Source organism: Methylosinus sp. H3A (assembly GCF_015709455.1).
In the GTDB taxonomy this organism is placed as follows: Bacteria; Pseudomonadota; Alphaproteobacteria; order Rhizobiales; family Beijerinckiaceae; genus Methylosinus.
This window is the reverse complement of record NZ_JADNQW010000005.1, coordinates 1,865,146-1,891,941: the sequence shown is the minus strand read 5'-3', so window position 1 is coordinate 1,891,941 and position 26,796 is coordinate 1,865,146. Positions and strand designations below refer to the sequence as shown.

Annotated in this window: 32 protein-coding genes and 1 other RNA gene; 17 read left to right on the top strand and 16 right to left on the bottom strand. The window is 64.8% G+C overall.

The window, feature by feature from the left end:
- Positions 1 to 397 precede the first annotated feature (397 nt).
- Positions 398 to 1,654 carry a crotonyl-CoA carboxylase/reductase gene (gene ccrA, locus IY145_RS11855; RefSeq protein ID WP_196408399.1) on the bottom strand — a complete coding sequence of 419 codons (1,257 nt, stop codon included), beginning with the start codon at positions 1,652 to 1,654 and terminating at the stop codon, positions 398 to 400.
- Between the two features lie 258 nt (positions 1,655 to 1,912).
- On the opposite strand from ccrA, the gene IY145_RS11850 reads away from it, so the two are divergent.
- From IY145_RS11850 to IY145_RS11840, 3 genes are all read left to right on the top strand, one after another.
- The gene (locus IY145_RS11850; protein WP_210332660.1) at positions 1,913 to 2,152 is read left to right on the top strand and encodes a type II toxin-antitoxin system Phd/YefM family antitoxin; all 240 of its coding nucleotides are present in this window, start codon (positions 1,913 to 1,915) and stop codon (positions 2,150 to 2,152) included.
- Positions 2,149 to 2,559, top strand: coding sequence for a type II toxin-antitoxin system VapC family toxin (locus IY145_RS11845; RefSeq protein ID WP_196408398.1), 411 nt, complete (start codon positions 2,149 to 2,151; stop codon positions 2,557 to 2,559). The genes IY145_RS11850 and IY145_RS11845 overlap by 4 nt, the downstream gene beginning before the upstream one ends.
- Positions 2,560 to 2,644: 85 nt before the next feature.
- Complete coding sequence (locus IY145_RS11840) at positions 2,645 to 4,627, top strand: protein meaA (RefSeq protein ID WP_196408397.1); 1,983 nt, start codon at positions 2,645 to 2,647, stop codon at positions 4,625 to 4,627.
- 142 nt (positions 4,628 to 4,769) lie between these two features.
- Here the strand turns inward: IY145_RS11840 and IY145_RS26570 are convergent, their stop codons facing one another.
- Positions 4,770 to 5,126 (bottom strand): GNAT family N-acetyltransferase, encoded by a 357-nt coding sequence (locus IY145_RS26570; protein ID WP_409455325.1) that lies wholly within the window; start codon positions 5,124 to 5,126, stop codon positions 4,770 to 4,772.
- Between the two features lie 35 nt (positions 5,127 to 5,161).
- On the opposite strand from IY145_RS26570, the gene IY145_RS11830 reads away from it, so the two are divergent.
- Positions 5,162 to 5,326 carry a hypothetical protein gene (locus IY145_RS11830; RefSeq protein ID WP_196408396.1) on the top strand — a complete coding sequence of 55 codons (165 nt, stop codon included), beginning with the start codon at positions 5,162 to 5,164 and terminating at the stop codon, positions 5,324 to 5,326.
- Between the two features lie 76 nt (positions 5,327 to 5,402).
- Positions 5,403 to 5,666 carry a hypothetical protein gene (locus IY145_RS11825; protein WP_196408395.1) on the top strand — a complete coding sequence of 88 codons (264 nt, stop codon included), beginning with the start codon at positions 5,403 to 5,405 and terminating at the stop codon, positions 5,664 to 5,666.
- Positions 5,667 to 5,692: 26 nt separating this feature from the next.
- Here IY145_RS11825 and lysA read toward each other — a convergent pair whose 3' ends face one another.
- From lysA to argH, 3 genes are all read right to left on the bottom strand, one after another.
- Positions 5,693 to 6,967 (bottom strand): diaminopimelate decarboxylase, encoded by a 1,275-nt coding sequence (lysA, locus tag IY145_RS11820; protein ID WP_196408394.1) that lies wholly within the window; start codon positions 6,965 to 6,967, stop codon positions 5,693 to 5,695.
- 10 nt (positions 6,968 to 6,977) lie between these two features.
- Complete coding sequence (gene lptM, locus IY145_RS11815) at positions 6,978 to 7,247, bottom strand: LPS translocon maturation chaperone LptM (RefSeq protein WP_024878410.1); 270 nt, start codon at positions 7,245 to 7,247, stop codon at positions 6,978 to 6,980.
- A 263-nt stretch (positions 7,248 to 7,510) separates the two neighbouring features.
- The gene (gene argH / locus IY145_RS11810) at positions 7,511 to 8,896 is read right to left on the bottom strand and encodes an argininosuccinate lyase (RefSeq protein ID WP_196408393.1); all 1,386 of its coding nucleotides are present in this window, start codon (positions 8,894 to 8,896) and stop codon (positions 7,511 to 7,513) included.
- 22 nt (positions 8,897 to 8,918) lie between these two features.
- Here argH and tlpA point away from each other — a divergent pair, with 22 nt between their 5' ends.
- Together tlpA and IY145_RS11800 are read left to right on the top strand one after the other, a co-directional pair.
- Entirely contained in the window at positions 8,919 to 9,593 is a 675-nt protein-coding gene (tlpA, locus tag IY145_RS11805) for a thiol:disulfide interchange protein TlpA (protein WP_196408392.1), read from the top strand.
- An 11-nt stretch (positions 9,594 to 9,604) separates the two neighbouring features.
- On the top strand, positions 9,605 to 10,177 hold the full coding sequence (locus tag IY145_RS11800) for an NUDIX hydrolase (RefSeq protein ID WP_196408391.1): 573 nt from the start codon (positions 9,605 to 9,607) through the stop codon (positions 10,175 to 10,177).
- A gap of 187 nt (positions 10,178 to 10,364) precedes the next feature.
- On the opposite strand, the gene grxD is transcribed toward IY145_RS11800, so the two are convergent.
- The 3 genes from grxD to purL form a co-directional block, all read right to left on the bottom strand.
- Entirely contained in the window at positions 10,365 to 10,709 is a 345-nt protein-coding gene (grxD, locus tag IY145_RS11795) for a Grx4 family monothiol glutaredoxin (RefSeq protein WP_196408390.1), read from the bottom strand.
- Between the two features lie 75 nt (positions 10,710 to 10,784).
- Positions 10,785 to 11,015, bottom strand: coding sequence for a BolA/IbaG family iron-sulfur metabolism protein (locus IY145_RS11790; protein WP_018267018.1), 231 nt, complete (start codon positions 11,013 to 11,015; stop codon positions 10,785 to 10,787).
- Positions 11,016 to 11,029: 14 nt separating this feature from the next.
- Positions 11,030 to 13,234: a phosphoribosylformylglycinamidine synthase subunit PurL gene (purL, locus tag IY145_RS11785; RefSeq protein WP_196408389.1), complete on the bottom strand. Its 2,205-nt coding sequence runs from the start codon at positions 13,232 to 13,234 to the stop codon at positions 11,030 to 11,032.
- A 362-nt stretch (positions 13,235 to 13,596) separates the two neighbouring features.
- Here purL and IY145_RS11780 point away from each other — a divergent pair, with 362 nt between their 5' ends.
- Together IY145_RS11780 and IY145_RS11775 are read left to right on the top strand one after the other, a co-directional pair.
- Entirely contained in the window at positions 13,597 to 15,309 is a 1,713-nt protein-coding gene (locus IY145_RS11780; RefSeq protein ID WP_196408388.1) for an OmpW family outer membrane protein, read from the top strand.
- A 183-nt stretch (positions 15,310 to 15,492) separates the two neighbouring features.
- Entirely contained in the window at positions 15,493 to 16,596 is a 1,104-nt protein-coding gene (locus IY145_RS11775) for a DGQHR domain-containing protein (RefSeq protein ID WP_196408387.1), read from the top strand.
- 30 nt (positions 16,597 to 16,626) lie between these two features.
- Here the strand turns inward: IY145_RS11775 and IY145_RS11770 are convergent, their stop codons facing one another.
- The 7 genes from IY145_RS11770 to IY145_RS11740 form a co-directional block, all read right to left on the bottom strand.
- The gene (locus IY145_RS11770; RefSeq protein ID WP_196408386.1) at positions 16,627 to 16,827 is read right to left on the bottom strand and encodes a DUF4169 family protein; all 201 of its coding nucleotides are present in this window, start codon (positions 16,825 to 16,827) and stop codon (positions 16,627 to 16,629) included.
- Positions 16,828 to 16,833: 6 nt separating this feature from the next.
- Positions 16,834 to 17,394, bottom strand: a complete 561-nt coding sequence (locus tag IY145_RS11765) for an SspB family protein (RefSeq protein ID WP_196408385.1) — start codon at positions 17,392 to 17,394, stop codon at positions 16,834 to 16,836.
- A 45-nt stretch (positions 17,395 to 17,439) separates the two neighbouring features.
- Positions 17,440 to 17,818: a transfer-messenger RNA gene (gene ssrA, locus IY145_RS11760) on the bottom strand.
- 115 nt (positions 17,819 to 17,933) lie between these two features.
- Positions 17,934 to 18,266 (bottom strand): helix-hairpin-helix domain-containing protein, encoded by a 333-nt coding sequence (locus IY145_RS11755; protein ID WP_196408384.1) that lies wholly within the window; start codon positions 18,264 to 18,266, stop codon positions 17,934 to 17,936.
- A 118-nt stretch (positions 18,267 to 18,384) separates the two neighbouring features.
- Positions 18,385 to 18,612 (bottom strand): hypothetical protein, encoded by a 228-nt coding sequence (locus IY145_RS11750; RefSeq protein WP_196408383.1) that lies wholly within the window; start codon positions 18,610 to 18,612, stop codon positions 18,385 to 18,387.
- Complete coding sequence (gene pth, locus IY145_RS11745) at positions 18,609 to 19,214, bottom strand: aminoacyl-tRNA hydrolase (RefSeq protein WP_196408382.1); 606 nt, start codon at positions 19,212 to 19,214, stop codon at positions 18,609 to 18,611. The genes IY145_RS11750 and pth overlap by 4 nt, the downstream gene beginning before the upstream one ends.
- Before the next feature lie 60 nt (positions 19,215 to 19,274).
- Positions 19,275 to 19,949, bottom strand: a complete 675-nt coding sequence (locus IY145_RS11740) for a 50S ribosomal protein L25/general stress protein Ctc (RefSeq protein WP_196408381.1) — start codon at positions 19,947 to 19,949, stop codon at positions 19,275 to 19,277.
- Between the two features lie 241 nt (positions 19,950 to 20,190).
- On the opposite strand from IY145_RS11740, the gene IY145_RS11735 reads away from it, so the two are divergent.
- The 8 genes from IY145_RS11735 (at position 20,191) to IY145_RS11700 (ending at position 25,298) form a co-directional block, all read left to right on the top strand.
- Positions 20,191 to 20,535 carry a helix-turn-helix transcriptional regulator gene (locus IY145_RS11735; RefSeq protein WP_196408380.1) on the top strand — a complete coding sequence of 115 codons (345 nt, stop codon included), beginning with the start codon at positions 20,191 to 20,193 and terminating at the stop codon, positions 20,533 to 20,535.
- Complete coding sequence (locus tag IY145_RS11730; RefSeq protein WP_196408379.1) at positions 20,519 to 21,421, top strand: SRPBCC domain-containing protein; 903 nt, start codon at positions 20,519 to 20,521, stop codon at positions 21,419 to 21,421. Before IY145_RS11735 ends, IY145_RS11730 begins: the two co-directional genes overlap by 17 nt.
- Before the next feature lie 83 nt (positions 21,422 to 21,504).
- Positions 21,505 to 22,167 carry a glutathione S-transferase family protein gene (locus IY145_RS11725; RefSeq protein WP_246721984.1) on the top strand — a complete coding sequence of 221 codons (663 nt, stop codon included), beginning with the start codon at positions 21,505 to 21,507 and terminating at the stop codon, positions 22,165 to 22,167.
- 116 nt (positions 22,168 to 22,283) lie between these two features.
- On the top strand, positions 22,284 to 23,252 hold the full coding sequence (locus IY145_RS25315) for an SRPBCC family protein (RefSeq protein ID WP_210332659.1): 969 nt from the start codon (positions 22,284 to 22,286) through the stop codon (positions 23,250 to 23,252).
- 37 nt (positions 23,253 to 23,289) lie between these two features.
- Positions 23,290 to 23,703: a VOC family protein gene (locus IY145_RS11715; protein ID WP_196408378.1), complete on the top strand. Its 414-nt coding sequence runs from the start codon at positions 23,290 to 23,292 to the stop codon at positions 23,701 to 23,703.
- A 95-nt stretch (positions 23,704 to 23,798) separates the two neighbouring features.
- Positions 23,799 to 24,212, top strand: a complete 414-nt coding sequence (locus tag IY145_RS11710; protein WP_196408377.1) for a VOC family protein — start codon at positions 23,799 to 23,801, stop codon at positions 24,210 to 24,212.
- Between the two features lie 58 nt (positions 24,213 to 24,270).
- Complete coding sequence (locus IY145_RS11705) at positions 24,271 to 24,816, top strand: SRPBCC family protein (RefSeq protein ID WP_196408376.1); 546 nt, start codon at positions 24,271 to 24,273, stop codon at positions 24,814 to 24,816.
- A complete protein-coding gene (locus tag IY145_RS11700) occupies positions 24,813 to 25,298 on the top strand; it encodes a VOC family protein (protein WP_196408375.1) in 486 nt (161 codons plus the stop codon). The genes IY145_RS11705 and IY145_RS11700 overlap by 4 nt, the downstream gene beginning before the upstream one ends.
- Here IY145_RS11700 and IY145_RS11695 read toward each other — a convergent pair.
- Complete coding sequence (locus IY145_RS11695) at positions 25,283 to 26,689, bottom strand: cytochrome P450 (protein WP_196408374.1); 1,407 nt, start codon at positions 26,687 to 26,689, stop codon at positions 25,283 to 25,285. The genes IY145_RS11700 and IY145_RS11695 overlap by 16 nt on opposite strands.
- Positions 26,690 to 26,796 lie beyond the last annotated feature (107 nt).

Here is a 26,796-nt window from a genome sequence, read left to right as displayed (position 1 = left end):
CTTCGAAGAAACGTGGGAAGTCGCTTCGAAGCGCCCGTCCGACCCGGCATCACATCGGCGCGCGCTCGAACGATACGACAGCGCAGTCACGCCCGATCGGCAGTGCTGGCCTCTGTGCTGTCGTATGCAATTAATTAAAATCTTTCATATGACTCCGCCGCTGTCAATCGCTTGGGCTCAGGTCGCCCGAGCGATCGGGTGAAGGTTTCCTCATCCTGAGGAGCCCGCGCAGCGGGCGTCTCGAAGGACGAGGAAACCTTCATGCGCCACCTTCTGGAGCTCGCCCTCGTGCTTCGAGACGGCCGCTTCGCGTCCTCCTCAGCATGAGGGCGAGGGTGGCTGCCCTTCACCCGATCGCCCTGCTCAGGTTGCCCGAGCGATTGACGCGCTGTTCACGTCACTTCTTCCCCGCAGCCGCGATCACATCCTCGAGCGAGCGCAGGCCGGTGGTCGGGGCGTTGACCAGCACGGCCATATTGCCGGGGGCGTGCTCGTTCTTCCACATCTTCGTGTGCGCATGCGGTATCTTCGCCCAGGGGAAGACTTCCGACAGGCAGGGATCGACGCGGCGGTCCACGACGAAGCGATTGGCCGCGGCCGCCTGCTTCAGATGCGCGAAATGCGAGCCCTGGATGCGCTTCTGACGCATCCACACATAGCGGGCGTCGAAGGTGAGGTTGAAGCCGGTCGTGCCGGCGCAGAACACCACCATGCCGCCGCGCTTCACCACCATGCAGGAGAGCGGGAAGGTCTGCTCGCCCGGATGCTCGAAGACGATGTCGACGTCCTTCTTGCCGGTGATGTCCCAGATCGCCTTGCCGAAATTGCGGGCGGCCTTGGACCAGTCGTTGAACTCCGGCGTGTTGACGGTCGGCAGCTGGCCCCAGCAGCCCTTGAAGTCCTTGCGGTTGATGACGCCCTTGGCGCCCAGCGAGAGCACATAGTCGCGCTTGCTCTCGTCCGAGATCACGCCGATGGCGTTGGCGCCGGCCGCCGCGCAGAGCTGCACGCCGAACACGCCGAGACCGCCCGAGGCGCCCCAGATGAGGACATTGTCGCTGGGCTTCAGCCGGTGCGGCTCATGGCCGAACAGCATGCGATAGGCGGTGGCCAGCGTCAGCGTATAAGAGGCCGACTCTTCCCAAGTGAGATGCTTGGGGCGCTCCATGAGCTGGCGGTCCTGAACGCGGCAGAATTGGGCGAAGGAGCCGTCCGGCGTCTCATAGCCCCAGATGCGCTGCGAGGCGGAGAACATCGGGTCGCCGCCGTTGCACTCCTCGTCGTCCCCATCGTCCTGGTTGCAGTGGACGACGACCTCGTCGCCGACCTTCCAGCGCTTCACCTTGGAGCCGACGGCCCAGACGATGCCGGCGGCGTCGGAGCCGGCGATATGATAGGGGAGCTTGTGGACATCGAGCACGGAGATCGGCTGGCCGAGCGCGGCCCAGACGCCATTGTAGTTGACGCCCGCCGCCATCACCAGAACGAGCACGTCATGGCTGTCGAGCTCCCAGGTGGGCACCACCTCGAGCTGCATCGACTCCTCGGGCGGTCCATGCCGCTCCTTGCGGACGACCCAGGCGTGCATCTTGGCGGGAACATGGCCGAGCGGCGGAATCTCGCCGATGTCGTAGAGGTCTTTCAGTGCGGTCAACGTCGGGCTCCTCGGGAACTCTCTTTCTTGGCCGGCGGCGGGCCGAGGCGGCCATTCATATACGGCCGGCTTTCGGCTGAACAGAGCGATATTCGGGCGGGGGCGGAGGCCGGAGAGCGGCGGCGCGGTCGCGGTTCGAATTTCCGCGATGCGCCGCCGAGCGGAATTTCAAACGGAGACAACGGCCGCCCGCCACGCGACCTTGCCAGGCATCGGCCGGCGCATTAAGCTAGTTGAGCTGGTTCGGGGGAGGCGATAATGGAGATCGGCGCTTTCGAGGCGAAGAACACGCTCGGCAACCTGCTCGACCGGGTCGAGAAGGGCGAGGAGATCGTCATCACCCGCCGCGGCAAGCCGGTGGCGCGGCTCGCGCCCATCCGTTCCGAGCATGACGTCGCAAAGGCGCGCGCCGCCGTCGAGGCGATCAAGGAAATGCGCAAAGGGCATTCGCTCGGCGGGCTCAAAATCAAGGATCTGATCAATGAAGGCCGTCGATGACCGTGGTCGTCGACGCCTCGATCACCGTCGCATGGTTCTTCCCCGATGAGTGCAACGACGCGATAGACGAGGTCATGTCGAGGCTCGCCGCCGAAGGTGGAACGGTTCCACCCCACTGGCCGGCGGAAGTCGCGAATGCGTTTCTCATGGCAGTCCGACGAAAACGGATCGATCCCGCCTACCGAGGCGAATGCCTGGAAAAGCTCGCGACATTCGACATTGCGCCGGACGACGACTCCAATGGATGGATGTGGTCGGCGACGCTCCGTCTGGCCGATATTCACCGCCTCACCATCTATGACGCCGCCTATCTAGAGCTGGCGCAGCGTCGCCGCATGCCGCTCGCGACGCTCGACGCCGCCCTGGCGCGGGCGGCTCGCGCCTCCGGGGTCGACGTGCTGGGCTGAGTCCCTTGTTTCCCCGCGCCGACCCGCCCGCTTTCGTCCCGCCAGCGTCTTGTGTTATCGCAAGCTTCGGAGGGAGACCGAACACATGACCGAATCCGCACCCCGTCGCGACAAGCCCTGGCTGTTCCGCACCTATGCCGGCCATTCCACGGCCAAGGAGTCGAATCTTCTCTATCGCTCCAATCTCGCCAAGGGCCAGACGGGTCTCTCCATCGCCTTCGATCTGCCGACCCAGACCGGCTATGACAGCGACCATATTCTCTCGCGCGGCGAGGTCGGCAAGGTCGGCGTGCCCGTGTCGCATCTCGGCGACATGCGGACCCTCTTCGACGGCATTCCGATCGCCGACATGAACACGTCGATGACCATCAACGCCACCGCCGTCTGGCTGTTCGCGCTCTACATCGCCGCGGCCGACGAGCAGGGCGCTCCGCGTGGAAAACTGCAGGGCACGACGCAGAACGACATCATCAAGGAATATCTGTCGCGCGGCTCTTATGTGTTTCCGCCGGCGCAATCCCTGCGGCTGACGCAGGACCTCATTCTCTTCACCACGAAGGAATGCCCCAAGTTCAACCCGATGAATGTCTGCTCCTACCATCTGCAGGAGGCCGGCGCGACGCCGGCGCAGGAGCTGGCCTATGCGCTCGCCACCGCTTGCGCCATTCTCGACGGGGTGAAGCGCGCGGGCCTTTCGGACAAGGATTTCGCCGAGGTGGTCGGCCGCATCTCCTTCTTCGTCAATGCCGGGATGCGCTTCGTCACCGAGCTGTGCAAGATGCGCGCTTTCGTCGAGCTGTGGGACGAGATCACCCGCGACCGCTATGGCGTCACGGACGAGAAATCCCGCCGCTTCCGCTATGGCGTGCAGGTGAATTCTCTCGGCCTCACCGAGCAGCAGCCGGAGAACAACGTCTATCGCATATTGATCGAGTCGTTGGCCGTTGTGCTGTCGAAGAACGCGCGCGCCCGCGCCGTGCAGCTGCCGGCCTGGAACGAGGCGCTCGGCCTGCCGCGGCCCTTCGATCAGCAATGGTCGCTGCGCATGCAGCAGATCATGGCCTATGAGACCGATCTGCTGGAATTCGGCGATATTTTCGACGGCAATCCGGTGATCGCCAAAAAGGTCGCGGCGCTGAAGGAAGAGGCCGTCGCCGAGCTGAAGAAGATCGACGAGCTGGGCGGCGCCGCGGCGGCGGTCGAGCTCGGCTATATGAAGTCGAAGCTGGTCGAGAGCAACACCGCGCGGCTCGAGTCGATCGAGGCCGGCGAGCAGATCGTCGTCGGCGTCAATAAATTCACGGAGGGCGAGCCCTCGCCGCTCACCGCCGGCGACAATCAGATCATGGTCGTGCCCGAGCATGTCGAGGCCGAGCAGATCGCCCGGCTGAACGCCTGGCGCGCGCAGCGCGACGCCAAGGCCGCGCAGGCTGCGCTCGACGAGCTGGTCCGCGCGGCGAAGGAAGGCCGCAATATGGTCGAGCCCTCGATCGCCGCCGCCAAGGCCGGCGTGACGACGGGCGAATGGGGCACGGTGCTGCGCGGCGTGTTCGGCGAATATCGCGCGCCGACCGGCGTCTCCGCCACGGCGCGGCAGGTCGGCGGCCAGCTCGACGCGGTGCGCGAGGAGGTGCAGCGCGTCTCCACCAAGATCGGCCAGCGCGCCAAGTTTCTGGTCGGCAAGCCGGGCCTCGACGGCCATTCCAACGGCGCCGAGCAGATCGCCGTGCGCGCCCGCGACGCCGGCTTCGACGTGATCTATGCCGGCATTCGCTCGACCCCGGCCGAGCTGGTCGAGACCGCGCAGAAGGAAGGCGCGCATTGCGTCGGCCTCTCCATCCTCTCCGGCTCGCATGTGACGCTCGCCCATGAGGTGCTGCGGCTAATGAAGGAAAAGGGCCTCAGCGAGGTTCCGCTCGTCGTCGGCGGCATCATCCCGCCGGCGGACGAGAAGCTGCTGCGCGAGAATGGCGTGGCGGCGGTCTACACGCCGAAGAATTACGATCTCAACGCGATCATGACCGATCTCGCGCAGATTATCGAGAAGAGCGTCGAGGGGCGGGCGTAAGGCGCCTTCGCGCTGTCATCGCGAGCGCGGCGAAGCGATCAGAGCCGAGGGCGTCCCGCTGACGGATGGCTTCGGCGCGTCGCTCCTCGCGACGCCGACAGAACCGCAGACCTTTCTCCCGCGTCGCCGGCTTTCCCTGGGACTACGAAAATCGAGAATCTGGCGTTCGCCCTTCAGTGCGAACGGCGGATAAATCAGGCCACTCATAGGCGATGACTTTGGCTCGCGTTCCGCCCGTGTTGATCTCGATTTCCGTTTCAGGCAGCGCCCGACCTTGCATGTGCTCATAAAACATGCGCGCAGGAAAATTCGCGCTCAAAACAGTCAGTGTCATCCTTTGAAAGCCACGCTGCTTCGCAGTCGCCACGCATATACGAAACAGAGAGCTGCCGATGCCTTTTCCAATATAGGCGGGGTCGAGATAAATCGCATACAATTCTGCAACTGACTTGCTCGTCGCGGGTCCTAAGTCAGAAAATCCAATAATTTTGTCATTTATTCCAGCTATAAGACGGCATATTCAGAAATTATCAAATGACCGTTTTCCTCATGAAGCCAACTCAGCGCCATCCGACCGGCGGACAGCTTTTTAAGGTGCTCGTCAGCGTAAATGCCTTTGTAGGCCGCGCGGACCGCTTCCACGTGAACGCGAGCTATTTCGCCGGCATCCGTCGGCAACGCCTGTCTAATGTGAACTGATCCGTTCATGCGTCACACTATAGGGCAGCATTCGGCTCGTGTTGAATGCGGCCGCGAACATGCTATCTTTGCGTCCATGACCGCTCTGACGATCGACACCCTCGCCATCGTGCAGGTTTTACGCAAGAGAGGCTTCTCGGAAGAGCAGGCCATCGGCGTCGTCGAGGCGTTTCGCGAGATCGACGCCGGCTTGCTCGCCACCAAATCGGACATTCGCGAGGTCGAGGCCAAGATCGAGACCTCCGCCGCCAATCTCAAAGTCGATATTCTCCGCTGGCTCGTCGTCACGCAAATGGTGCTCGGCGGGTTTCTGCTCGCGGCGCTGAAGTTCCTGAGCTGATCCGCGGCGCTCGGCCGCGAAGCCCCTTACTTCCGCAACCACTCCGGCACAGAATCCAGCGCGATGAGCTGCTCCACGCTCGGGCGCTCGCGCACCACGGCCCACTCGGCGCCATCGACGAGAACCTCCGGCACGAGCGGGCGGCTGTTATAGGTCCCCGCCTGCACCGCGCCATAGGCGCCGGCCGTCAGAATGGCCAATAGATCGCCCTGCGCCGGCTCGGGGATGGAGCGGCCGAGGGCGATGTAATCGCCCGTCTCGCACACCGGCCCAACGACATCGGCGATAATGCGCGGATGCGACGGCGCAGCCTGCGCGACCGGGATCAGCTCGTGCCATGCGTCATAGAGCGTCGGGCGCACGAGATCATTCATGCCGGCGTCGACGATGACGAAAGACTTGGCCTCGCCCTGCTTCACATAGAGCACGCGCGTGACCAATATTCCCGAATTGCCGACGATGAGCCGTCCCGGCTCGAACAGCAATTTGCACCCGAGCCCTGCGATATGGCGGCGGACGATCTCGGCGTAGCGATCCGGGTGATAAGAGGCCGGGTCCTCGCCCTCGTGATAGGGAATGCCGAGCCCGCCGCCGAGATCGACATGGGAGATTTTGTGTCCATCGGCGCGCAGCCCCGCGACCAGCTCGGCGAGCAGAGAGAAAGCCTCGTCGAAGGGCGAAAGATCGGTGATCTGCGAGCCGATATGCATATCGACGCCCGTGACCTCGAGGCCCGGCAGCTTCGCCGCATGGGCGTAGATTTCGCGCGCGCGCGACAGCGGCACTCCGAATTTATTCTCGGCGAGGCCGGTCGAAATCTTGGCGTGGGTCTTGGCGTCGACGTCAGGATTGACGCGTAGCGAGATATGCGCGCGCTTGGCCCTAGCGGAGGCGATGCGGGAAATCTCGGCGAGCTCGGGCTCCGACTCCACATTGAAGCAGAAAATGCCCTCGTCGATCGCCAGCGCGATCTCGGACTGCGTCTTGCCGACGCCAGAAAAGGTGATCTTGCTCGCGGGAACGCCGGCGGCGCGGGCGCGCTTCAGCTCGCCGCCGGAGACGACGTCCATTCCGGCGCCGAGGCCGGCGAGCAGCGTCAGCACGGCCTGATTGGAATTGGCCTTCAGCGCATAGCAGACCAGCGCGTCGAGCCCGGCGAAGGCTGCCGAGAAGACCTGGAAATGCCGACGGATCGTCGTCGCCGAATAGCAGTAGAAGGGCGTTCCGACCTTCTCGGCGATCTTCGCCAACGGAACCTCGTCGGCGTGCAGCGCGCCGGCGCGATAGTCGAAGTGATGCATGTCGCTCGTTTCAGTCCAGCAGAGGATCGAGGATGAAAGGATATTGCTCGGGCGGTCGATAGCCCGGTGTGCCGGGGATATATTCCACCGCCTTCACATCCTCGGCGACCGGCGTCTTGCCGCCGACCGGAGTCAGCGTCGTCTTCTGCACGACCACGGCCTTGGGCCGCGCCGCGACCTCGGGCGGATAGTCGAGCGGGCCGCGCCGCCCGCAGCCGGAGAGCGCGAGCGCGAGAATCAGAAGCGTCGCCGCCGAACGCGGCCGGAGCAGATCAGCCATATGTCTCATCCATCGGAGCCGGATCGGGCCGGCACTATAGACGAAAGCGCGCGGATGACGAGACCGCGCGCTCTCACGATTCGGGGCGATCGTGGAGGGGCGTCACCCTCGTCCTCATGCTGAGGAGGTCGCAAAGCGACCGTCTCGAAGCAGGAGGGCGAGCTCCAGAAGGCGGCGCCGACGGTTTCCTCGTCCTTCGAAACGCGGCCTGCGGCCGCTCCTCAGGATGAGGAAACCTTCACCCGACTAGCCTGCTCTCTCTTCTACTTCTTCGCCAATTGCTTCAGCCAGCGCCGCGCCTGCTTGCGCACATTCTCCGGCGCCGTGCCGCCATAGCTCGTGCGGCTCTTCACCGATTTCTCGACGCCGAGCACGCTGAACACATCCTCGGTGATGCGCGGCTCGACCTCCTGCATCGTCTCCAGCGGCAGCTTCTCGAGGCCGACATTGCGCTCGGCGGCGATTCCGACGATGCGGCCGGTCACATGATGCGCCTCGCGGAAGGGCAGATTCAGCGCGCGCACCAGCCAATCGGCGAGGTCGGTGGCGGTGGCGTAGCCGGCGCCCGCGGCCTTGCGCATCCGGGGACGATCGACGCTCATGTCGCGAATCATGCCGGCCATCGCCGCCACGCAGAGCGCGAAATTGTCGAGCGCGTCGAAAGTGCCTTCCTTATCCTCCTGCATATCCTTGGAATAGGCGAGCGGCAGGCCCTTCATCACCACCAGCATCGCCTGCAGCGCGCCGATGATGCGCCCCGTCTTGCCGCGCACCAGCTCGGCCGCGTCGGGATTGCGCTTCTGCGGCATGATGGAGGAGCCGGTGGTGAATTTGTCGGAGAGCGCGACAAAGGCGAATTGCGAGGTCGTCCACAGCACGATCTCCTCCGCGAAACGCGAGAGATGCGTCGCCGAGATCGCCATCGCCGAAAGAGTCTCCAGCACGAAATCGCGATCGGAGACGCTGTCCAGCGAATTCGCGGTCGGCCGCGCGAAGCCGAGCGCCTTGGCCGTCTTCTCGCGATCGATGGGGAAGGAGGTGCCGGCCAGCGCCGCGGCGCCGAGCGGAGATTCGTTCAGCCGCGCGCGCGCGTCGGAAAAGCGGCCGCGGTCGCGCGAGAGCATTTCGACATAAGCGAGCAGATGATGGCCGAAAGTGACCGGCTGCGCCGATTGCAGATGGGTGAAGCCGGGCATGACGCTGCCCGCCTCCTCCAGCGCCTTCTCGGCGAGGGCGAGCTGGAGGTCCGCCAGTTGCGCGTCTATGTCGTCGATCGCGTCGCGGACATAGAGGCGGAAATCGGTCGCCACTTGGTCGTTGCGTGAGCGCGCCGTATGCAGGCGCCCGGCCGCCGGGCCGATGAGCTCGGCGAGCCGCGACTCGACATTCATATGAATGTCCTCGAGCGCGCGCGAGAAGGTGAAGCGCCCCTCCTCGATTTCGCCGCGGATTTGTTCTAGACCACGCGTGATGGCGGTGGCGTCCTCGGGCGCGACTATGCCGGTTTCGGCCAGCATGGCGACATGCGCGAGGGAGCCTCTCACGTCCTGTGGACCGAGGCGCTTGTCGAAATCGATGGAGACATTGATCGCCTCCAAAATCGCGTCGGTTGCGCTTTGAAAGCGGCCGCCCCATATTTTGCTTGTCATAACTCCTCGCGGAACGGGATCGATGACCGACCAGATGGAAAGCTCCAGCCGACGCAGCCTGCCGAAAATCGCGGGCGCGACTCTCGTCGCCGCCGCCGTCGCCGGCGTTCTATACGTGAACGGCGGCAGTAGCGGCAAGACGAGCGCGGTGAGCCAGGCCTGCGCCGCCTCCCGCGACACCTCGCAGCGCGTGTCAGCGCTCGCCAAGGGCGAGGTCGCGGCCATGGCCATCGCCAATGAGCCCGAGCCCATGCCGGAAGTGACCTTCACCGGGCCGGACGGCCAGAAGCGCAAGCTCGAGGACTTCAAGGGCAAGACCGTGCTGCTCAACCTCTGGGCCACATGGTGCGTGCCCTGCCGCGGCGAGATGGCCGCGCTCGACCGTCTGCAGGCGGCCGCCGGCTCCGATAAATTCGAGGTGGTGACGATCAATGTCGACACCTCCCGCCTCGAGCGGCCTAAGGCCTTCCTCGGCGAGATCGGCGCGAAGAACCTCGCCTATTACGCCGATCCCAAGGCCGAGATTTTCTTCCAGCTGCGGCAGAGCGGCCAGGCCCTGGGCCTGCCGACGACCTTTCTCATCGACGGCTCCGGCTGCCAGATCGGCCTGATGCAGGGTCCGGCCAATTGGGATTCGGAAGAGGGCCGCTCGCTGGTGACGCGCACGGCGGAGCTCTCCTCGCGGCCGACGCCCTGAGGAATGGCCCTTTGACCGACGACATATTGCGGCCCTGGGACGTCCGCTCGTCGCGCACGCTCGTCCGCGACCGCTGGATCAATCTGCGCGCCGACCATTGCGTGACGCGGCGCGGCGTCTCGCTCGATCCTTATTATGTGCTGGAATATGACGATTGGGTCCATGTCGTCGCTCTGGACGAAGAGGACCGTCTTTTGATGGTGCGGCAATATCGCCATGGCGTCGGCGCGGCGTCGCTGGAGCTGCCCGGCGGCAAGCTGGACGCGCATGAGAGCGATCCCCTAGCCGCCGGCGCGCGCGAATTGCTGGAAGAAACCGGACACGCCACGCCATCATTACGACATTTGGCGCGCCTGTCGCCCAATCCGGCGACGCATTCCAATTGGATTCATGTCCTCTATGGCGAGGGCGCGAGAGAGGTCGCGCCTTTGAATCTCGATAGCGGCGAGGACATAGTCGTCGAGCGCATTCCCTGGCGCGAGGCGCTCGAGCTGGCGCTCGGCGGCGGGATCGTCAACAGCCAGCATGTCGGGCTGCTGGTCATCGCTTTGGCGCAGGCCAAAGGCGTCAAAATCGGCGGATGACAGCGCGTGTGCGCGCTCTCCTTCTCCCACTCGTGGGAGAAGGCAGCCCGGCGCTGCCGGGTCGGATGAGGGTCCATCCGACCGCGACGCGATCTCTGCTCATCACTGTTCTCGACGAGCCCTCATCCGACCCTCGCTGACGCGAGGGCCACCTTCTCCCGCGAGCGGGAGAAGGAATCTCGCCCCGTCAGGCCTTGGCCGTCTGCGCGTGGGCGATGCCTTCCTTGTCGAAGAGCGCGACCAGCTCACCGGACTGGAACATCTCGCGGGTGATGTCGCAGCCGCCGATGAACTCGCCCTTCACATAGAGCTGGGGAATGGTCGGCCATTGCGAATAGGCCTTGATGCCGTCGCGAATGAAGGGATCGGCCAGCACATTGACGCTCTTGAAGGGAACGCCGACATGGCCGAGAATCTGGCAGACCTGCATGGAGAAGCCGCACTGCGGCGCGGCGGGCGTGCCCTTCATGAACAGCACGACATCGGCGCTGTCGATCTCGTTCTTGATCGCGGTAGTGGTGGAGTCGGACATGGGATTACCTCGTCTAGCGGAATTCAAGGTTCCGTTGCAGGCGGCCCGGCGAGCGCCGCCGGGCGTAGAAACGATTTATAGAGCGATCGTGGTCAGCGCCAGAGCATGCAGCTCGCCGCCGAGGCGCTCGCCGAAAGCCTTGTTGACCATCTGATGCTGCTGCACGCGGCTCTTGCCGCGGAAGGACTCCGACTTCACCGAGGCGGCCCAATGATCGCCGTCGTCGGCGAGCGCGGTGATCTCGATCACGGCGTCCGGAATGGCCACCTTGATGAGACGCTCGATTTCACTTCTTTCCATCGCCATTGCGCATCGACCTCCTAAAAGCCTAGAGCGAAGACGCTGTCGTCCCCGGCCATATAGGCCGGCAACGGCGCCTGCTGCGCATGTTGCACGTCGCAAAGCAATATCGGCGCCTCACCCGGCAGATGCAACTCGTTTCCGCCGGTCGCGCCGAGAGCGAGAACCGCCACGCCCGCGGCCTTCGCATCGGCCTCGATCGCCGCCGCTTCCGCCGGCTCGGCCACGACCAGATAGCGCGCCTGATCCTCGCCGAAGAGGATCGCATGGGCCGGGCCTTCCGGCAGGCGGTCTAGGGTCGCGCCGACGCCGCCGGCGATCGCCATTTCGGCGAGCGCCACGGCGAGGCCGCCGTCCGAGAGATCATGGACGGCGAGCGCCCGCTGCTCGAGCACGAGCGCGCGCACGAAATCGCCATTGCGCTTCTCGGCCTCGAGATCGACCGGCGGCGGCGCGCCGTCGCGGCGGCCGGCGAGATCGCGCAGATAGAGCGACTGGCCGAGCCAGCCTTTCGTCTCGCCGATGAGCAGGATGGTCTTGCCGCCCTCGGGCAAAGCGATGGTCGAGGCGAGCGCGACATCCGATATCACGCCGACGCCGCCGATCGCCGGGGTCGGCAGAATGCCGGTTCCCTGCGTCTCGTTGTAGAGCGAGACATTGCCGGAGACGATCGGGAAGTCGAGCGCCCGCGCCGCCTCGCCAATGCCTTGCAGGCAGCCGACGAACTGGCCCATGATCTCGGGCTTTTCGGGATTGCCGAAATTGAGATTGTCGGTGAGCGCCAGAGGCTGGCCGCCGCGCGCCGAAATATTGCGCCAAGCCTCCGCCACAGCTTGGCGGCCGCCCTCCGCCGGATCGGCCGCGCAGTAGCGCGCCGTTACGTCGGTGGTCAGCACCAGGCCTTTGCGCCCCTCGCGGATGCGCACCACGGCGGCGTCACCGCCCGGCGCGCGCACCGTATTGCCGAGGATCAGATGGTCATATTGCTCCCACACCCAGCGCTTGGAGCAGAGGTCCGGCGTCGCCAGCAGGGCCAGCAGCGCGCGCGCATTGGAGCCGAGCGGCGCGATCGACGCCGCATCGAGAACCGGCGGCTTCGGCGTCGGGACATGGGGACGGTCATAGACCGGAGCCTCGTCGCCGAGCTCCTTGATCGGCAGATCGGCCTCGACGACGCCCTTGTGCTTGACGACGAAGCGCAGATTGTCGGTGGTCTTGCCGATGATCGCGAAATCGAGGCCCCATTTCACGAAAATGGCCTCGGCCTCTTTCTCCTGCTCGGGCTTCAGCACCATGAGCATGCGCTCCTGGCTCTCCGAGAGCATCATCTCATAGGCGGTCATGCCTTCTTCGCGGCAGGGCAGGGCGTCGAGATCGAGCTCAATGCCGAGATTGCCCTTGGCTCCCATCTCCACGGCGGAGGAGGTGAGGCCGGCCGCGCCCATGTCCTGGATCGCGATGACGGCGCCCGAGGCCATCAGCTCGAGACAGGCCTCGAGCAAGAGCTTTTCCGAGAAAGGATCGCCGACCTGCACGGTCGGACGCTTCTCCTCGGCGTCGGCCTCGAAGGAGGCGGAGGCCATGCTGGCGCCGTGAATGCCGTCGCGGCCGGTCTTGGAGCCGAGATAGACGATCGGATTGCCGACGCCCGCCGCCGCCGAATAGAAGATCGAATCCGTGCGGGCGAGGCCGACCGCCATGGCGTTGACGAGAATATTGCCGTCATAGGATTCGTCGAATTCCGTCGAGCCGCCCACTGTCGGCACGCCGAAGGAATTGCCATAGCCGCCGACGCCGGCGACCACTCCGGCGACCAGCCGCCGCGTCTTGGGATGCGCCGGCTTGCCGAAGCGCAGCAGATTCAAACAGGCGATCGGCCGCGCGCCCATTGTGAAGACATCGCGCAGAATGCCGCCCACGCCCGTCGCCGCGCCTTGATAGGGCTCGATGAAGGAGGGGTGGTTGTGGCTCTCCATCTTGAAGACGCAGGCGTCGCCGCCGCCTATGTCGATGACGCCGGCGTTCTCGCCCGGCCCTTTGATGACCCAGGGCGCCTTGGTCGGCAGCTTGCGCAGATGAATGCGCGAAGACTTGTAGGAACAATGCTCGTTCCACATGGCCGAGAATATTCCGAGCTCGGTGAGGCTCGGCGCGCGGCCGATCAGCGCGAGGATGCGCTCATATTCCTCTGTCTTCAGCCCATGCGCCAAGGCCGCTTCGAGCATTGTGTCTCCCCCGCCGGACGCGGCCTCGCCGCGGACTTCGGCTCGTGTTTCGGCAAGTCAAATCGTCGCAGCCGCGACCGAGCTTTCTGAGCGGGCGGCGCCGACGAATCTGCCGTGATTCTGCCGTTTCGCCCCAGAAAGGCCGCAGAATCCGGCGGTTCGCCCTCCGATTAATAGGATCGCCGCGCAATGGCAACTGTCGCGAGCTGTGGCCAAAGAGTCACAGCCGGAGAGAAAGAATTGTGAGACGAGGCAGTCTTTGATCTAGATCAAGTCCTCCTGTCGAAAATCGGAGCAATTTGAGCGCCGACTCGGACAGGCGCCTTGCGCGCTGTCCTAAGATCAATCGACGGGGGAGCCTGATGAGAAGTGTTTTGCGCGGCGCGCTCGCCGCATCCGTGTTGACCGCAGCGAGCGCTACGGTTCAGGCGGCCGATCTTCCTTCGATGAAGAGCGCGCCGCTGCCTCCGCCTCCTCCGGCCTTCAGCTGGACCGGCCTCTACGGCGGTATCAACATCGGCTACGGCTTCGGCGATTCCAGCCGGGAGACGGGCGGTCTCGGCTATCTGACGCCGGGCGGTCTCGGAGCGCTTCCCGCGGGCTCCGCTTGGGGCGCCTCGCAGGATTTGCACGGCGTCATCGGCGGCGGACAGATCGGCTATAATCATCAGGTCTCGCCCTGGCTCGTTCTCGGCCTCGAGGCCGATATTCAGGCCACAGACGTGGAGAGCAAGGCGAAATCCGGCATCGGCGTGTTCGACGCCACCGGCGCGCATCTGCAGACCGCCGATTCGACCAAAGCGGTCGACTGGTTCGGCACTGTCCGCGGCCGCGTCGGCTTCACCTTGCCGTCCGTTCCCAATCTGATGATCTATGGCACGGGCGGCTTCGCCTATGGCCAGGTGATCCACAATGTCGGCTTCGCCGATAATTTCGCCGCCGCGGCGGCTGCGGGCTTCGCCGGAGGCGCCGTCGGCCATGGCTATTCGGACGACACGCGCACCGGCTGGACGGCGGGCGGCGGCGTCGAGTGGTCGCCCATCCCGAATTGGTCGGTCAAGGCGGAATATCTCTATGTCGATCTCGGCTCGACCAACGCCAATTCCGTCTCTCTGAACGGCGGCACGGCGGCGATCCTCGGCGCGACGACGCCCGTCTTCGCCGCGACGCAGAATTCGCCGACCCGTTTCCACAATGTCCGCGTCGGCCTCAACTGGCATTTCGACCCCTTCGCGCCCGGCCTCGTCTCGCGCGCCGACGGCCTGTCGTCGCTCAAGGAGCCGCCGCCGCCGGCCTTCGTCGACAGCTATCAGCCCTTCCAGGTTCGCCTGAAGGTCGGCAGCGTCATTCCGCTGGACGGCCATGGCACTGTCTATGATCAGGGCATCGGCCATCCGGCGCTCGGCTCCATCGGCCGCCTCTCGGGCCTCACCGGCGCGAATGGCGTCATCGCCGGCGCCAGCACCAACACCTCGACGTCGATCGTTCCCATGCTCGACGTGGCCTATTACCTGACCAAGAACTGGGCGATCGAGGCGATCTGCTGCGTCGCGCCGCATCACATTCAGGGCACCGGCACCATCGCCAGCGACTTCGCGCGCGCCTGGGTGTTCCCGCCGTCCCTGATGGCGCAGTATCACTTCACCAATTTCGGCCAGTTCCAGCCCTATCTCGGCGTCGGCGCGAATTTCACTGCCTTCTGGGGCACGCGCGTCAACAACGACGTCTGGGGCATCCCCTTCGCGGCGGGCTCGGCGCTGGCCGGTCTCGGCCTGCCCGGAGCCCTCGCCACCTTCCAATGGGCGACTGTCGCTCCCTCTTGGGGCGTGGTCGGCCAAGCCGGCTTCGACTATATGTTCAACGAGCATTGGGGCGTGAACGTCGACTTCAAATATATCGGCATTCATCCGATGGTTCACGCGACGGCCGTTGCTTTCGTGCCGGGTGCGGCGGTGCTCGGCCCGATCTTCGTTCCGGTCAAAGTGTCGCTGCCGATCAATCCGATCGTCGTCTCGGCGGGCATCACCTATCGCTTCGGCGGCGGCCTGTTGCAGCCCGTGCTCGCCAAATATTGAGCAGCGCGCAAATCGAGAAAAACGAGAACCGGCTCCGAAAGGGGCCGGTTTTTTGTTGGGCAAAATGCGATTTGCCTTGTTCTTTGCCGCCTCCTCGCTAGGATTCGACCGCTTACCTGTTCGATTCGGTTCTGTGCGACGATTCGCCGGCCCTTCCGGCGCGCTTTCCCGAAGGATCTGAACATGGAAAATCCGATCGACGCGCCGCCTTCCGATCATGCCGAGCCGAGCGAGGTCGAGCCTGCGCTCGAAGCCGCTCTTCCGGGCGAGCCAGACGAAACGTCGGATGCGCCGCGGCGGACGGGCGCCGGCTTCGCCGCCGCCCCCGCCCTGCTCGTCACCCAGGGCAAGCACCGATTCTACACTCTCGTTTTGCCGAGCGATCTGCTCGCCGCCACCTGCACGGTGGAGGCGCGGCTCGACAATCCCATCGACGGTTTCCAGCGCCTGCTCGACAAGAAGCGCGCGAGAGAGATCGCCGATTATATCGACAGCGGCTTCGGCAGCGTGCCGAGCGCGATCATTCTCTCCGCGCAGCCGCGCGCGCAGCTCGCCTTCGACCGCAAGAGCGGCGAGCTGACCTTTCGCAAGGATCCGCGCTCCTTCCTCATCATCGACGGGCAGCACCGCGTCTATGGCTTCAACATGGCGGCCAAGAGCGTCAAAGTGCCGGTCGTCGTCTACAACAGGCTGACGCGCTCGCAGGAATGTCAGCTGTTCATGGACATCAACACCAAGCAGCGGCCGGTCCCGCCGGAGCTGCTGCTCGACATTCGCCGCCTGTCGGAATCGGAGACCGAGGCCGAGGCGCTGCTGCACAATGTCTTCGACCTATTCTCCAACGACGAGAAGAGCGTGCTTTCCGGCCTGCTCAGCCCCTCGGAGCGCCGCAAGGGCAAGATCTCGCGCGTGACCTTCAACGCCGCGCTGAAATCCATCGACGGCGCTTTCGTCGACGCCTCGGCGCAAGACGTCTATCAGGTGCTCAACGCTTATTTGCGCGCCTGCCTCAACGGGTTGCGCTATCATGGCGTGGAGGCGAACATCGCCAACCCCGCTTTGTTCAAGGCGCTGATCCTGCTCTTCGCCAATGTCGCCGAGCGCGTCTCGGACCGCTATGGCGGCCGCTACACGACGCAGAACTTCGAGGATATTCTCGGCCCCTTCTTCCGCAAGCTGAAGAAGAACGAGCTGCCCAAGCCCGCGACCGGCCATTTGGCGCTCTATGAGAATTATCGGAAAACGCTGAGCTCGGGCTTCTCGCTCAAGCAATGGCTGTTCGCCTGACGGAATGCGAGCCGCAAAGGCTCGCTTCTGTCACTTCGGCGCAGAGTCGGGCGGCGGATTCTCCAGCCGATGCGCGTCGAGCTTTTCTCTCTCGAGGCGAGCGCTCGCTTCGCCGAGCTCGCGCTCGGCTTTTGTGCGGCCGTGAGCGACGCGATTGGCGTCGGCCTCCGCCTCTTTGGCTCGCTTGTCCCTGACCTTGCGGGCGCGTCGAAGATTGACGATATCGCCCATGGCGAATCAGGTCTTCTTGCGGAAAGCGTCGATGGAGACGATCTTGGCGGCGGCCTCGCCCCCGCCCTCTTCCGTCGCAGCCGGCGCGGTCTCCTGCCGCTTCTCGCTGCGGGCGGAACGCGGGCCGGGCCGCGCGGGCGTCGGTTCGGCGCTCGGCTGCGGCCGAGTCGGAAACTGAGTCGGCTCCTCCTCACGGGCGGGGGCGAGCTCGTCCACCTCCCATTTGAGGCCGAAATCGACGGACGGGTCCGAGAAGACCGTCACCGCGTCGAAGGGCACATAGAGCTGCTCGGGAATGCTGCGGAAAGACAGGCCCACGGAGAAGCCACGCTCGTCGACGACGAGATTGGAATATTGATGCTGCAGGATGATCGTCATCTCCTGCGGCCATTGCTCGGCGAGCCGCTTGGAGATTCTGACACCCAGCGCCTTTGTGCGGAAGCTGATGGTGAAATGGTGGTCGCCCGGCAGACGGCCGGCCGCCGCCGCATCGGCGAGAACCTTGCGCATGACGCCGCGCAGCGCGTCCTGGACGAGAAGATCGTATCTGATGAGGTCGGTGGACATGACGCTCGCCGAGAACCCCTGTTCGCTCTGCCCCGTCGGGACGAAAGTGGAGGCTTCTGTTGCCAGGCGCCTCCGAGCCCCGCCTAGAAGTGCTACCCCCTAGGGCTTGAATCCCAGTACCTTCACTGCATTACGCAGCGACGGCCACCGGAGCATAGTTGTCGTTGGCAACTATAAGGTTTGACCCGATAACGGCGGTATCATGCCGAGCGAAAAAGCACCCTTTACGCCCTCGTCGATCCTATTTCGCCCCCGCCCCAGGCCGCCATGCCGAATGCATAAGCCTCGCATGACGGCCTCGGGTGGAGGCGCCGGGTACCGCCCCCGGGTCCGATAGGTTTATTACGGAGTTCGTTTATCGCCATAGCCGCCCCGAGGGACGGCAGTTCGCAATATACGCATTAAGTGCCCATGCGGAAAGGGGCTGCGCGCAAAGCTTCGTCGATCTCCCCGACTTTCTGCGAAAACGGCGAAAACGCCCGCCGAGGATCGGCGGGCGTTTCGCGAGCTGGCCTGCGGGGGAGGAAGCCTGGCTCGGATCAGTTGTGCTTGACGGTCAGCCCATCCTTGACCTGGGCGAACAGCGCATCGGTGAGAATGCGGTTCTTCACCAGCTCGTCCGCGGATTTATAGGGCCGGCCCTTGACGATCGCCTCGGCCAGCGTGTGCGTCAGACCCTTGACGCCGGCGAGCTGCTCCACAGTGGCGGAGTTGATGTCGAGCGGCTGGGCGACGGCGACCACCTGCTTGACCGGCGCAGTGACGGCGGCGGCCGGTCCGGCCGGAGGCTTCGCCGCAGGGGCGGTCGCGGTCTGGGCGAAAGCCGGAGCGGAAGCGAAAAGGGCGATGGCGAGAATGGCGTTGGTCTTCATGATGTCTGTCTCCTTGGACCGGGACGTTTCCCCGATCGACGAGCGCATCATGCCGGCGCGGCGCTGAACCCGCTTTGAACGCGGCGTTCAGCTGAAATTCAGCCGCCGAGGCCGGGCTTCATTTGCTCTTCAGGCAGACGACGGCGGCGGGAAGGCAGGCCACGCCCACCATTGAGCAAGCCGCGGAGCCGTCCTCCCGACGGGCGCAGACGAGGCAGCCGTCGGTCCATTCCTGGCAGGTGGGATGATCCTCGCCATACGCCTGAGACGGCTTTTCCTCGGCCGCGGCGGCCATGCTCGCGGCGAAGACCGCGAGACCAAAGGCCAGAGCGCGGGGGCCGATCACGCCTCGCCGACCCGCTTGGGCGCGCCGAAGCCCGCGGCTTCCAAGGCCAGGTGAATCTTGTTCTGCAGGCCGGCGTCGTCACGCTTCACGATCAGCGCGGCATTGTCGGCGAGCGCGCCGCAGAGCGTTCGCACCCAGGGCTCCTCGCTCTTGGCGAAATCATTGAGCACATAGGAATGCACGCGCGCCTTGTCGCCCGGATGGCCGATGCCGAGCCGAATGCGCTTGAAATCCTGCCCGACATGCGCGCCGATGGAGCGCAGCCCATTGTGCCCGGCGGCGCCGCCGCCGATCTTCACGCGGCATTTGGCGGGCGAAAGATCGAGCTCGTCGTGAAAGACGACGACATCCGAAAGCGCGATCTTGTGAAAGCGCAGCGCCTCGCCGACGGCGCGTCCCGATTCGTTCATGTAAGTCTGCGGCAGCAGCGCGAGCACACGCTCGCCGGCGATCGTCCCCTCGCGGACGAGGCCCTGAAACCGCGCGCGCGGCGCGGAAAAGCCATGAGCGTCCGCGATCTTCTCGACCGCCATGAAACCGATATTGTGCCGGTTCCCGGCATATTCGCGACCAGGATTGCCGAGGCCGACGAAGAGCAGCATGGCCGATGGCTCCCGGTGACGGAGGGCGGTCGGCGCGGCGCGCGCCGACCGCCCCTCTCGTTACTTCTTTTTCTCGGGAGCCTTGGCCGGCGCAGCCTTGGCCGGCGCGCCCTTGCCCTTGGCCGGAGCCGCGGCGGCGGCCGCAGCGGCGGCGGTCTCCTCGGCCGAGACGACCGGCGGCGCGATCGAGACGACGGTGAAGTTCTTGTCCGGATTGGTCGGCTTGCAGTTCGGCGGCAGAGTGAACGCCGAAATATGCAGCGCGTCGTTGAAGTCGAGGCCGGTCAGATCGCCGGTGATCGAATCCGGAATATTGTCGGCCGGCACCCACATCTCCACCGAATGGTAGACGATGTTGAGCGCGCCGCCGCGCTTGAGACCCGGAGCCGCTTCCTGATTGATGAAATGCACCGGCACGTCGACGCGCAGGCGCGAGCCCGCCTTCAGCCGCAGAAAATCGACATGCAGCGGGAAGTCCTTGACGACGTCGAGCTGATAGTCGCGCGGAATGACGCGCTCGGGCTTTCCGTCGATGTCGAGCTCGAAGATCGTCGTGAGGAAGTGCCCGGCGTAGATGAGCTTGGTCAGCTCTTTCTTGTCGAGCGACAAGGGCGTCGGCGCTTCGCCGCCGCCATAGATGACTCCTGGTATACGGCCCTCACGGCGAACGCTGCGGGCGGCCCCCTTGCCTGTCCCGCTGCGCACCGTGGCCGCGAGCTTCTTGATCTCGGCCATTTCGGTGTCCTTTTTCATAGAGAAATGCGCGCTTTTCGCCTCCAGGGGTGTCGGAAACCGGCGCGCTCCGCAGCTTATAGGGGAGCGCAAAATGCGAGGCAAGGCCGCCCGGCGCCTCACGCTCCGTCACCTCCTTCATGAGGTCGCGGCTTTTTTGCCGAGAGAGAAAGCGCGCGAAGCTTGACAGCGATATTCCGTATCAGTTATATATCTATTTAGTTATATACCTTACAGGTAACAAATGCCCGACCCCCTCAGCACGACCCTCGCCGCTCTGGCGGACCCGACGCGGCGGGCGATCCTCGCCCGCCTCGCGCAGGGCGAAGCCTCGGTCGGCCAGCTCGCCGCGCCATTTTCAATCAGCCAGCCGGCGGTCTCGAAGCATTTGAAAGTGCTCGAGCAGGCGGGCCTCATCACGCGCGGCCGCGCCGCCCAATCGCGTCCCTGCAAGCTGGACGCGGCGCGGCTGCGCGAAGTTTCCGATTGGCTCGAGACCTATCGGCGTTTCTGGGAAGAGAGCTTCGACCGGCTCGACGCCTATCTCGCCGAATTGCAGAAGGGCGACCCCGATGCTCCGAAGAACTGACGACGCTATCCCGCCGCTCGTAATCACGCGCCGCTTCACGGCGCCGCCGGCGCTCCTCTTCGACGCCTGGCTCGATCGGCGAGCGGTCGAGAGCTGGCTGTTCCGCACACCCGCGGGACAATCGGCGCATGTCGAGATCGACGCGCGCGTCGGCGGCGGCTTCGCCATTCACGAGACGCGCGGCGAAATTCTCGCGACGCATTTCGGCGAATATCTCGAGATCGAGCGCCCGGCGCGCATCGTCTTCACCTTGGGAATGCAGCGCGAAGGCCCGTTCACACGCATCGAGATCGACATTCGCCCGGACGGCGCCGGAAGCCTGTTGACGCTGACGCACTATCTGACGCCGGAAGCGGCGACGAAATCCTTCGCCTTCCGTTCCGGATGGACGGGAATACTCGAAGGCCTCGCGCGACAGACGGGCGAGGCCGACGCGCCGCATCGGCTCATTCTGCTGCGCACATTCGAGGCGCCGCGCGCACTGGTCTTCAAATGCTGGACGGAGCCGCAGCATATGATGCGCTGGCTCTGCCCTGCGACCTTCAGCGTGCTCTTCGTCGAAAACGATCTGCGCGTCGGCGGCAAATGGCGCGCCGGAATGCGCTCGCCGGAGGGCGAGGACTTCATCCATCGCGGCGAATATCTCGAGATCGAAACGCCCGCGCGACTCGTGCTGACGCATGAATGGGAGCGCAATCACATCGAGCCGAAAGCGCTGACGACGATCGAAATCGAGCTCACGGAGCAAAGCGGCAAGACCGAGATGATCTTCGTGCAGAGCGGCCTCGCCACAGCGGAATCCGCAGCCTCTCATCAGCATGGATGGAGCGGCGCATTCGATCTTCTCGCCGCGCTCGCGCGCGAGCTGGCGACAAGCGATCATTGAGGAGAAATCATGTCCGACGACGTCCGACACTTTCTCGCAGGCGGATCGCTCGCCTCTCGTCGTACAGACGCAAGGACGGCCTCATGAAGCCGATGCTCGCCGCCCTTCGTTGGGTTCCCCCATTCGCTCAGGGCTATGCTCATGATCACCGTGTGCGCTGGGCGCTCGAGGAGGCCGGAATTGCGTATGAGGTCGCCCTCGTCGACCGCGGCGGCATGGATGCCGAGGCGTATCGGGCTTGGCAGCCTTTCGGGCAGATTCCGGCCTATCGTGACCGCGAGGTCGAGATATTCGAATCTGGCGCGATCGTCTTGCATATCGCCAAGTCATCCGCGGCTCTCGCTCCTGTCGACGTTGGCGGATACGCACGGGTGGCAAGCTGGATTTTTGCCGCGCTGAACACGCTCGAGCCTGCTGTGCGCGCCTACGCTCAGCTCGATACTTTCTATGCGGGCCAAGCATGGGTCGAAGGTTATCGCCCGATCGCCGAAGACCAATTGAAGCGACGCCTCGCCGATTTGCAGCGCTGGCTGACCCATCGCGAATATCTCGAAGGCCGGTTCACGGCCGGCGATATCGTCATGAGCACTGTGCTTCGCGACCTCGACGACGCAGCTATTTTGTCCAAATTCCCGACCCTCGCATCGTATCGCGCCCGGTGCGAAGCGCGCCCGGCCTTCGCTCGGGCGATCGATGCGCAGTTGAAAGATTATCGCGAGAACATGCCGGCCCAACTGGAAGTGTAATTGGAATGGGTCGGCCGTCGAGCCACGAACCGATCGGCGAATCGACGACGACCCGATCGTTCGAAGCGGAAGAAATCGCGGGCGATCCGGCCGCAAACCATCGTCGAGGAGAACTCATGTCCGACGTCTTACGAATTTCGGTTCCACCGGACTCTCCCGAGATTTCCGGAACGCGCCTCTTCGCCGCGCCGCGCGAGCTCGTCTTCGATGCTTTCTCGTCGCCGGATCGCCTCGCGCGATGGTTCGGGCCGAAGGGTTTCTCGCTGACGACGCAATCCTTCGAATTCGCGCCCGGCGGCGTCTGGCGCTTCGTGATGCACGGGCCGGACGGACGCGATTACGAGAACAAAATCATCTTTCGCGAACTCGAGCGGCCAGAGCTCATTTCTTATGTGCATCCCGGCGACGACGCCGAGGTCGAGCCGGTGAGGATGGAGACGATCATCGCTCTCTCGCAAGAGGGCGAGAAGACTCGCATCGACTGGCGAATGCGCTTTCCCTCTCTCGCCGAGCGCGATCGCGTCGAGCGCGACTATGGCGCCGCCATCGGTCTTTCCGAAAATCTCGGACGTCTCGGCGATTTCGTCGAGGAATCGGCTGGTCCCGTCTTCGTCACGTCGCGCCGCTTCGCCGCTCCGCGCGACCTTCTGTGGAAGGCGCTCACCGAATCCGATCGCATGGCGCAATGGTTCGGGCCGAAGGGCGTTCCGGTCATCGCCGCGCAAATGGATTTTCGTCCCGGCGGCTCCTATCACTATGGGCTGCGGACGCCGGACGGCGGCGTCATGTGGGGCCTCTTCGCCTATCGCGAGATCGAGGCGCCCGCGCACATCACGCTCATCGCCTCTTTCTCCGACGAGAATCGCGGGCTCACACGGCATCCGCTCAGCGAGAGCTGGCCGCTGAAGGTCGAGACGACTTATTTATTCACCGAAAAAGACGGCGTCTCGGAACTGACGCTGCGCGCGCGGCCCTTCGAGGCGAGCGCGGAAGAAATTGCGACATTCGCCGGCGCGCTCGACGCCCTGAACAATGGTTGGGCCGGAACATTCGAGCAGCTCGAGAGCTATCTCGCCCAGCGCTGAACGCGCCTCGCCATCTTTTAAGACAAGGGAGCATCCAATGACGATCAAGCCTTATCTCTTCTTCTCGGGCCGCGCCGACGAAGCCATCGCCTTCTACCAGCAAGCGCTCGGCGCCGAGGTTCTGTTCCTCATGCGCTACGACGAAAGCCCCGAGCCGCCGCCGCCCGGCGTGCTCGCTCCCGACTGGGAGCATAAGATCATGCATTCCTGCCTCAAGATCGGCGATTCGGAAGTGTTCTTGTCGGATGGCTGCGGCAATCTTTCTCCCGGCTTCAACGGCTTCGGCGTCTCCATAGAGGCCAAGAGCGCGGCCGAGGCCGAGCGCATCTATGGCGCGCTGGCGGATGGCGGAGAAGCGCGCATGCCGCTCGGCGAGACCTTCTTCGCGGTGAGCTTCGGCATGGCGGTCGATCGCTTCGGCGTGCTGTGGATGGTCGTCGTTCCCAAGTAATGTCGTCGACGACGGTTGACGAAGCGCTTTGCGCGGACATGATCTCCCCTCACGAAACGAGCGCCCGTCCGCGGCGCTCGCAGGGGAGAGATATCATGACCGTTCAACCCTATCTCGTCTTCGACGGCCGCGCCGAAGAAGCCGCCGCCTTCTATGAGAAAGCGATCGGAGCGCAGATTCAGATGCTGATGCGTTACAAGGATTCGCCTCTAGCCCCGCCCGCGGACATGATGCCGCCGGGCTGGAACGCCAAGGTGATGCATATGGCGCTGAAGATCGGCGACTCCATCGTCTTCGGCTCGGACGGCGACGGCGCCGAGAGCGGCGGCTTCAAAGGCTTCTCGCTCTCCTATGGCGCCAAGACTCCCGAGGAGGCCGAACGCGTCTTCGCGGCGCTCGCCGATGGCGGCGAGACGCAGATGCGTTTGACCAAGACCTTCTTCTCCCCCGCCTTCGGCATACTCACCGATCGCTTCGGCGTTCCCTGGATGGTGGTCGTGCCGCAATGACGGCGCACGGCGCCTGCGGGAAAGCAGGCGCCGCTCCGCCCTTTCACGAGGTTTCGAAATGTTGGAAATCATCGGCGTCGGCGTCGCCGTCATCATCGTCGCCATTCTGGCGCTGGCGGCCCGCCAGCCGGATATATGCCATATCGCGCGCTCAATTTTCATCGCCGCGCCGCCGGAGCGCGTTTTTCCGCTTGTCGACGATCCACGCGCCACCAATGAATGGAGCCCTTTCGTGAAGGATCCGAGCGTGAAGCTCTCCTATGGCGGTCCGGAACGCGGCGTCGGCGCGGCCTGCGATTTCGAAGGCGACGCCAAGGTCGGCGCCGGGCGCGTCGAGATCGTCGAATCCGTCGCGCCGTCGAAAGTAGTCGTCGCATTGCGCTTGGATCGGCCGATGAAATGCAGCAATCGCGTCGAATTCACCATTGCGCCGCAGAATGGCGGCTCGCTCGTCACCTGGGATATGAAAGGGCGACAGCCCTTCGTCGGCAAGCTGTTCAGCCTCGTCATGAAGCCGGAAAAAATGGTCGGCGGCGCTTTCGAGCGCGGTCTCGCCGATCTCAAGACGCTCGTCGAGACGGCGCGCGAGGAGGCGGCGCAATGATAACGACCTCGAAGATCAAGCCCTGCCTCTGGTTCGACCGCGAGGGCGAGGAGGCGGCCAATTTCTATGTCTCGCTGTTCCCCGATTCGCGCGTCACCAGCGTGTCGCGCTATGGCGAGGCCGGCCCCGGCGAGCCGGGCTCGGCGATGGTCGTCACATTCGAGCTCTCCGGCCTGCCCTTCATGGCGCTGAACGGCGGGCCCGTCTCTTATCGGCTGAGCGAGGCCTTCTCGCTCTCTGTCGATTGCGCGGATCAGGCCGAGGTCGACTATTATTGGGACGCGCTCGGCGCCGGCGGCGAATATAGCCGCTGCGGCTGGCTGAAGGACCGCTACGGCCTCTCCTGGCAGATCACGCCGCGCCGCCTGCCGGAGCTGCTGAGCAGCGCCGACACGGCCGGCGCCGCGCGCGCGATGCGCGCCATGATGGGCATGGCGAAGATCGACATTGCGGCGATCGAGGCCGCCTATGCCAGGATCTGACGCGCCGTCTCGCCGCCCGCAGCCCGCCGAGAAAGGCGTGTGAGGCGCAGCGGCAGTGCGCCTTTCGGCCGCATCGCGAAGGTCGGCGCCAGCTCCAGCCGATGGCCGGGGACGGTCTCGAAGCGGAACTCGCGCAGCAGCGTCGCGACGATGGTCGCCATCTCCGTCAGCGCGAAGCCCATGCCGACGCAGATGCGCGGCCCGGCGCCGAAGGGCAGATAGGCGTAGCGATGGCGCGCCTTCACCTGTTCCGGCGCGAAACGGTCGGGGTCGAAGCCGGTGGGATCGTCCCAGAGCTTCTCGTGCCGATGCAGGCACCAGGTGAGCACATAGACCGGCTCCTTCGCGCCCACGCGATAGGGGCCGAGAGTCGTATCCTCGCGCGGCTGGCGGCCGAGCGCCGCGAAGGGCGGGAACAGCCGCATCGATTCCTGCAACACCTGCCGCGTGAAGGTGAGGTTCTCCACCGTCTCCGGCGTGATCTCGCCGTCGCCGGCGACGCGCTCCGCCTCCTCGCGGGCGCGCTCCTGCGTCGCCTGATCCTTGGCGAGCAGCCAGAAGGTCCAGGCGAGCGCGACGGCGGAGGTCTCATGGCCGGCGAGCAGAAAGCCATGGAGATTGGCGACGAGCTCGGCATCGGTCATGACGCGCCCACTCTCCGGATCCTTGGCCGAGAGCAGCAGGCCGAGAATGTCGCGCGTCTCCTCTTTCCGGGCGCGGCGCTCGGCGAGCAGCTTCACTGTCTCCTCATGCACGAAGCGCGAGCCGGCGCGGGCGGCGAGCAGGCCCGGATAGGGCGTCCAATCCGGCGGCAGGCGGAACATCACGGCCAGCATCCGCCAAGCGAAGCTGCCGAGAACCGGCCGCAGCGCCGCGATGAAGCGCTCGCCGTCGAAACTCTCCGAGGCGCCGAACACGGCCTTCTCGATGACGGCGAAGGTGGTGCGCGACATGGCCTCGGTGATCTCCACCTCGGCGCCGTCGCCGAGGCGCCGCCATTCCTGCGCCTGCGCCTGCGCGCAACGGACGAAGAAGGGAACCAGCGCCAGAATATTCTCATAGCGAAAGGCCGGCGAGATGGCGCGCCGCTGCCATTTCCATTCCGCGCCTTCCGAGAAGAACAGCGTCTCGCCCTCGACCGGCCCGCGCAGCGCCTTGCTCGCTATGTCGTCGCGGCGAAAAGCATCGGCGCGCGAGACCAGAAGCTCCTCGATCAGCTCGGGACTGACGACATAATGCATGCGCGGAAGGAGCGGCCAGAGCCCCTCGGTGGAGAAGAAATCGGTCCGATAGGCCTCGGGCGCATAATTCTCGAGGTAATTGCGCGACACGGCGAGGAATGACACTTTTTCGCGCGGCGTGAAGGGGGTGAAATCGGGATCGTGAAACATGAGGGCCTCCGCAATGGTCGAGCTCGACGTCCCGATCCTATCGGAGCGAAATTCGCTTTTTCTGTGATCCGGGCGCCCGCCCCCGCCCCGCGGGAGCGCGAATCCCG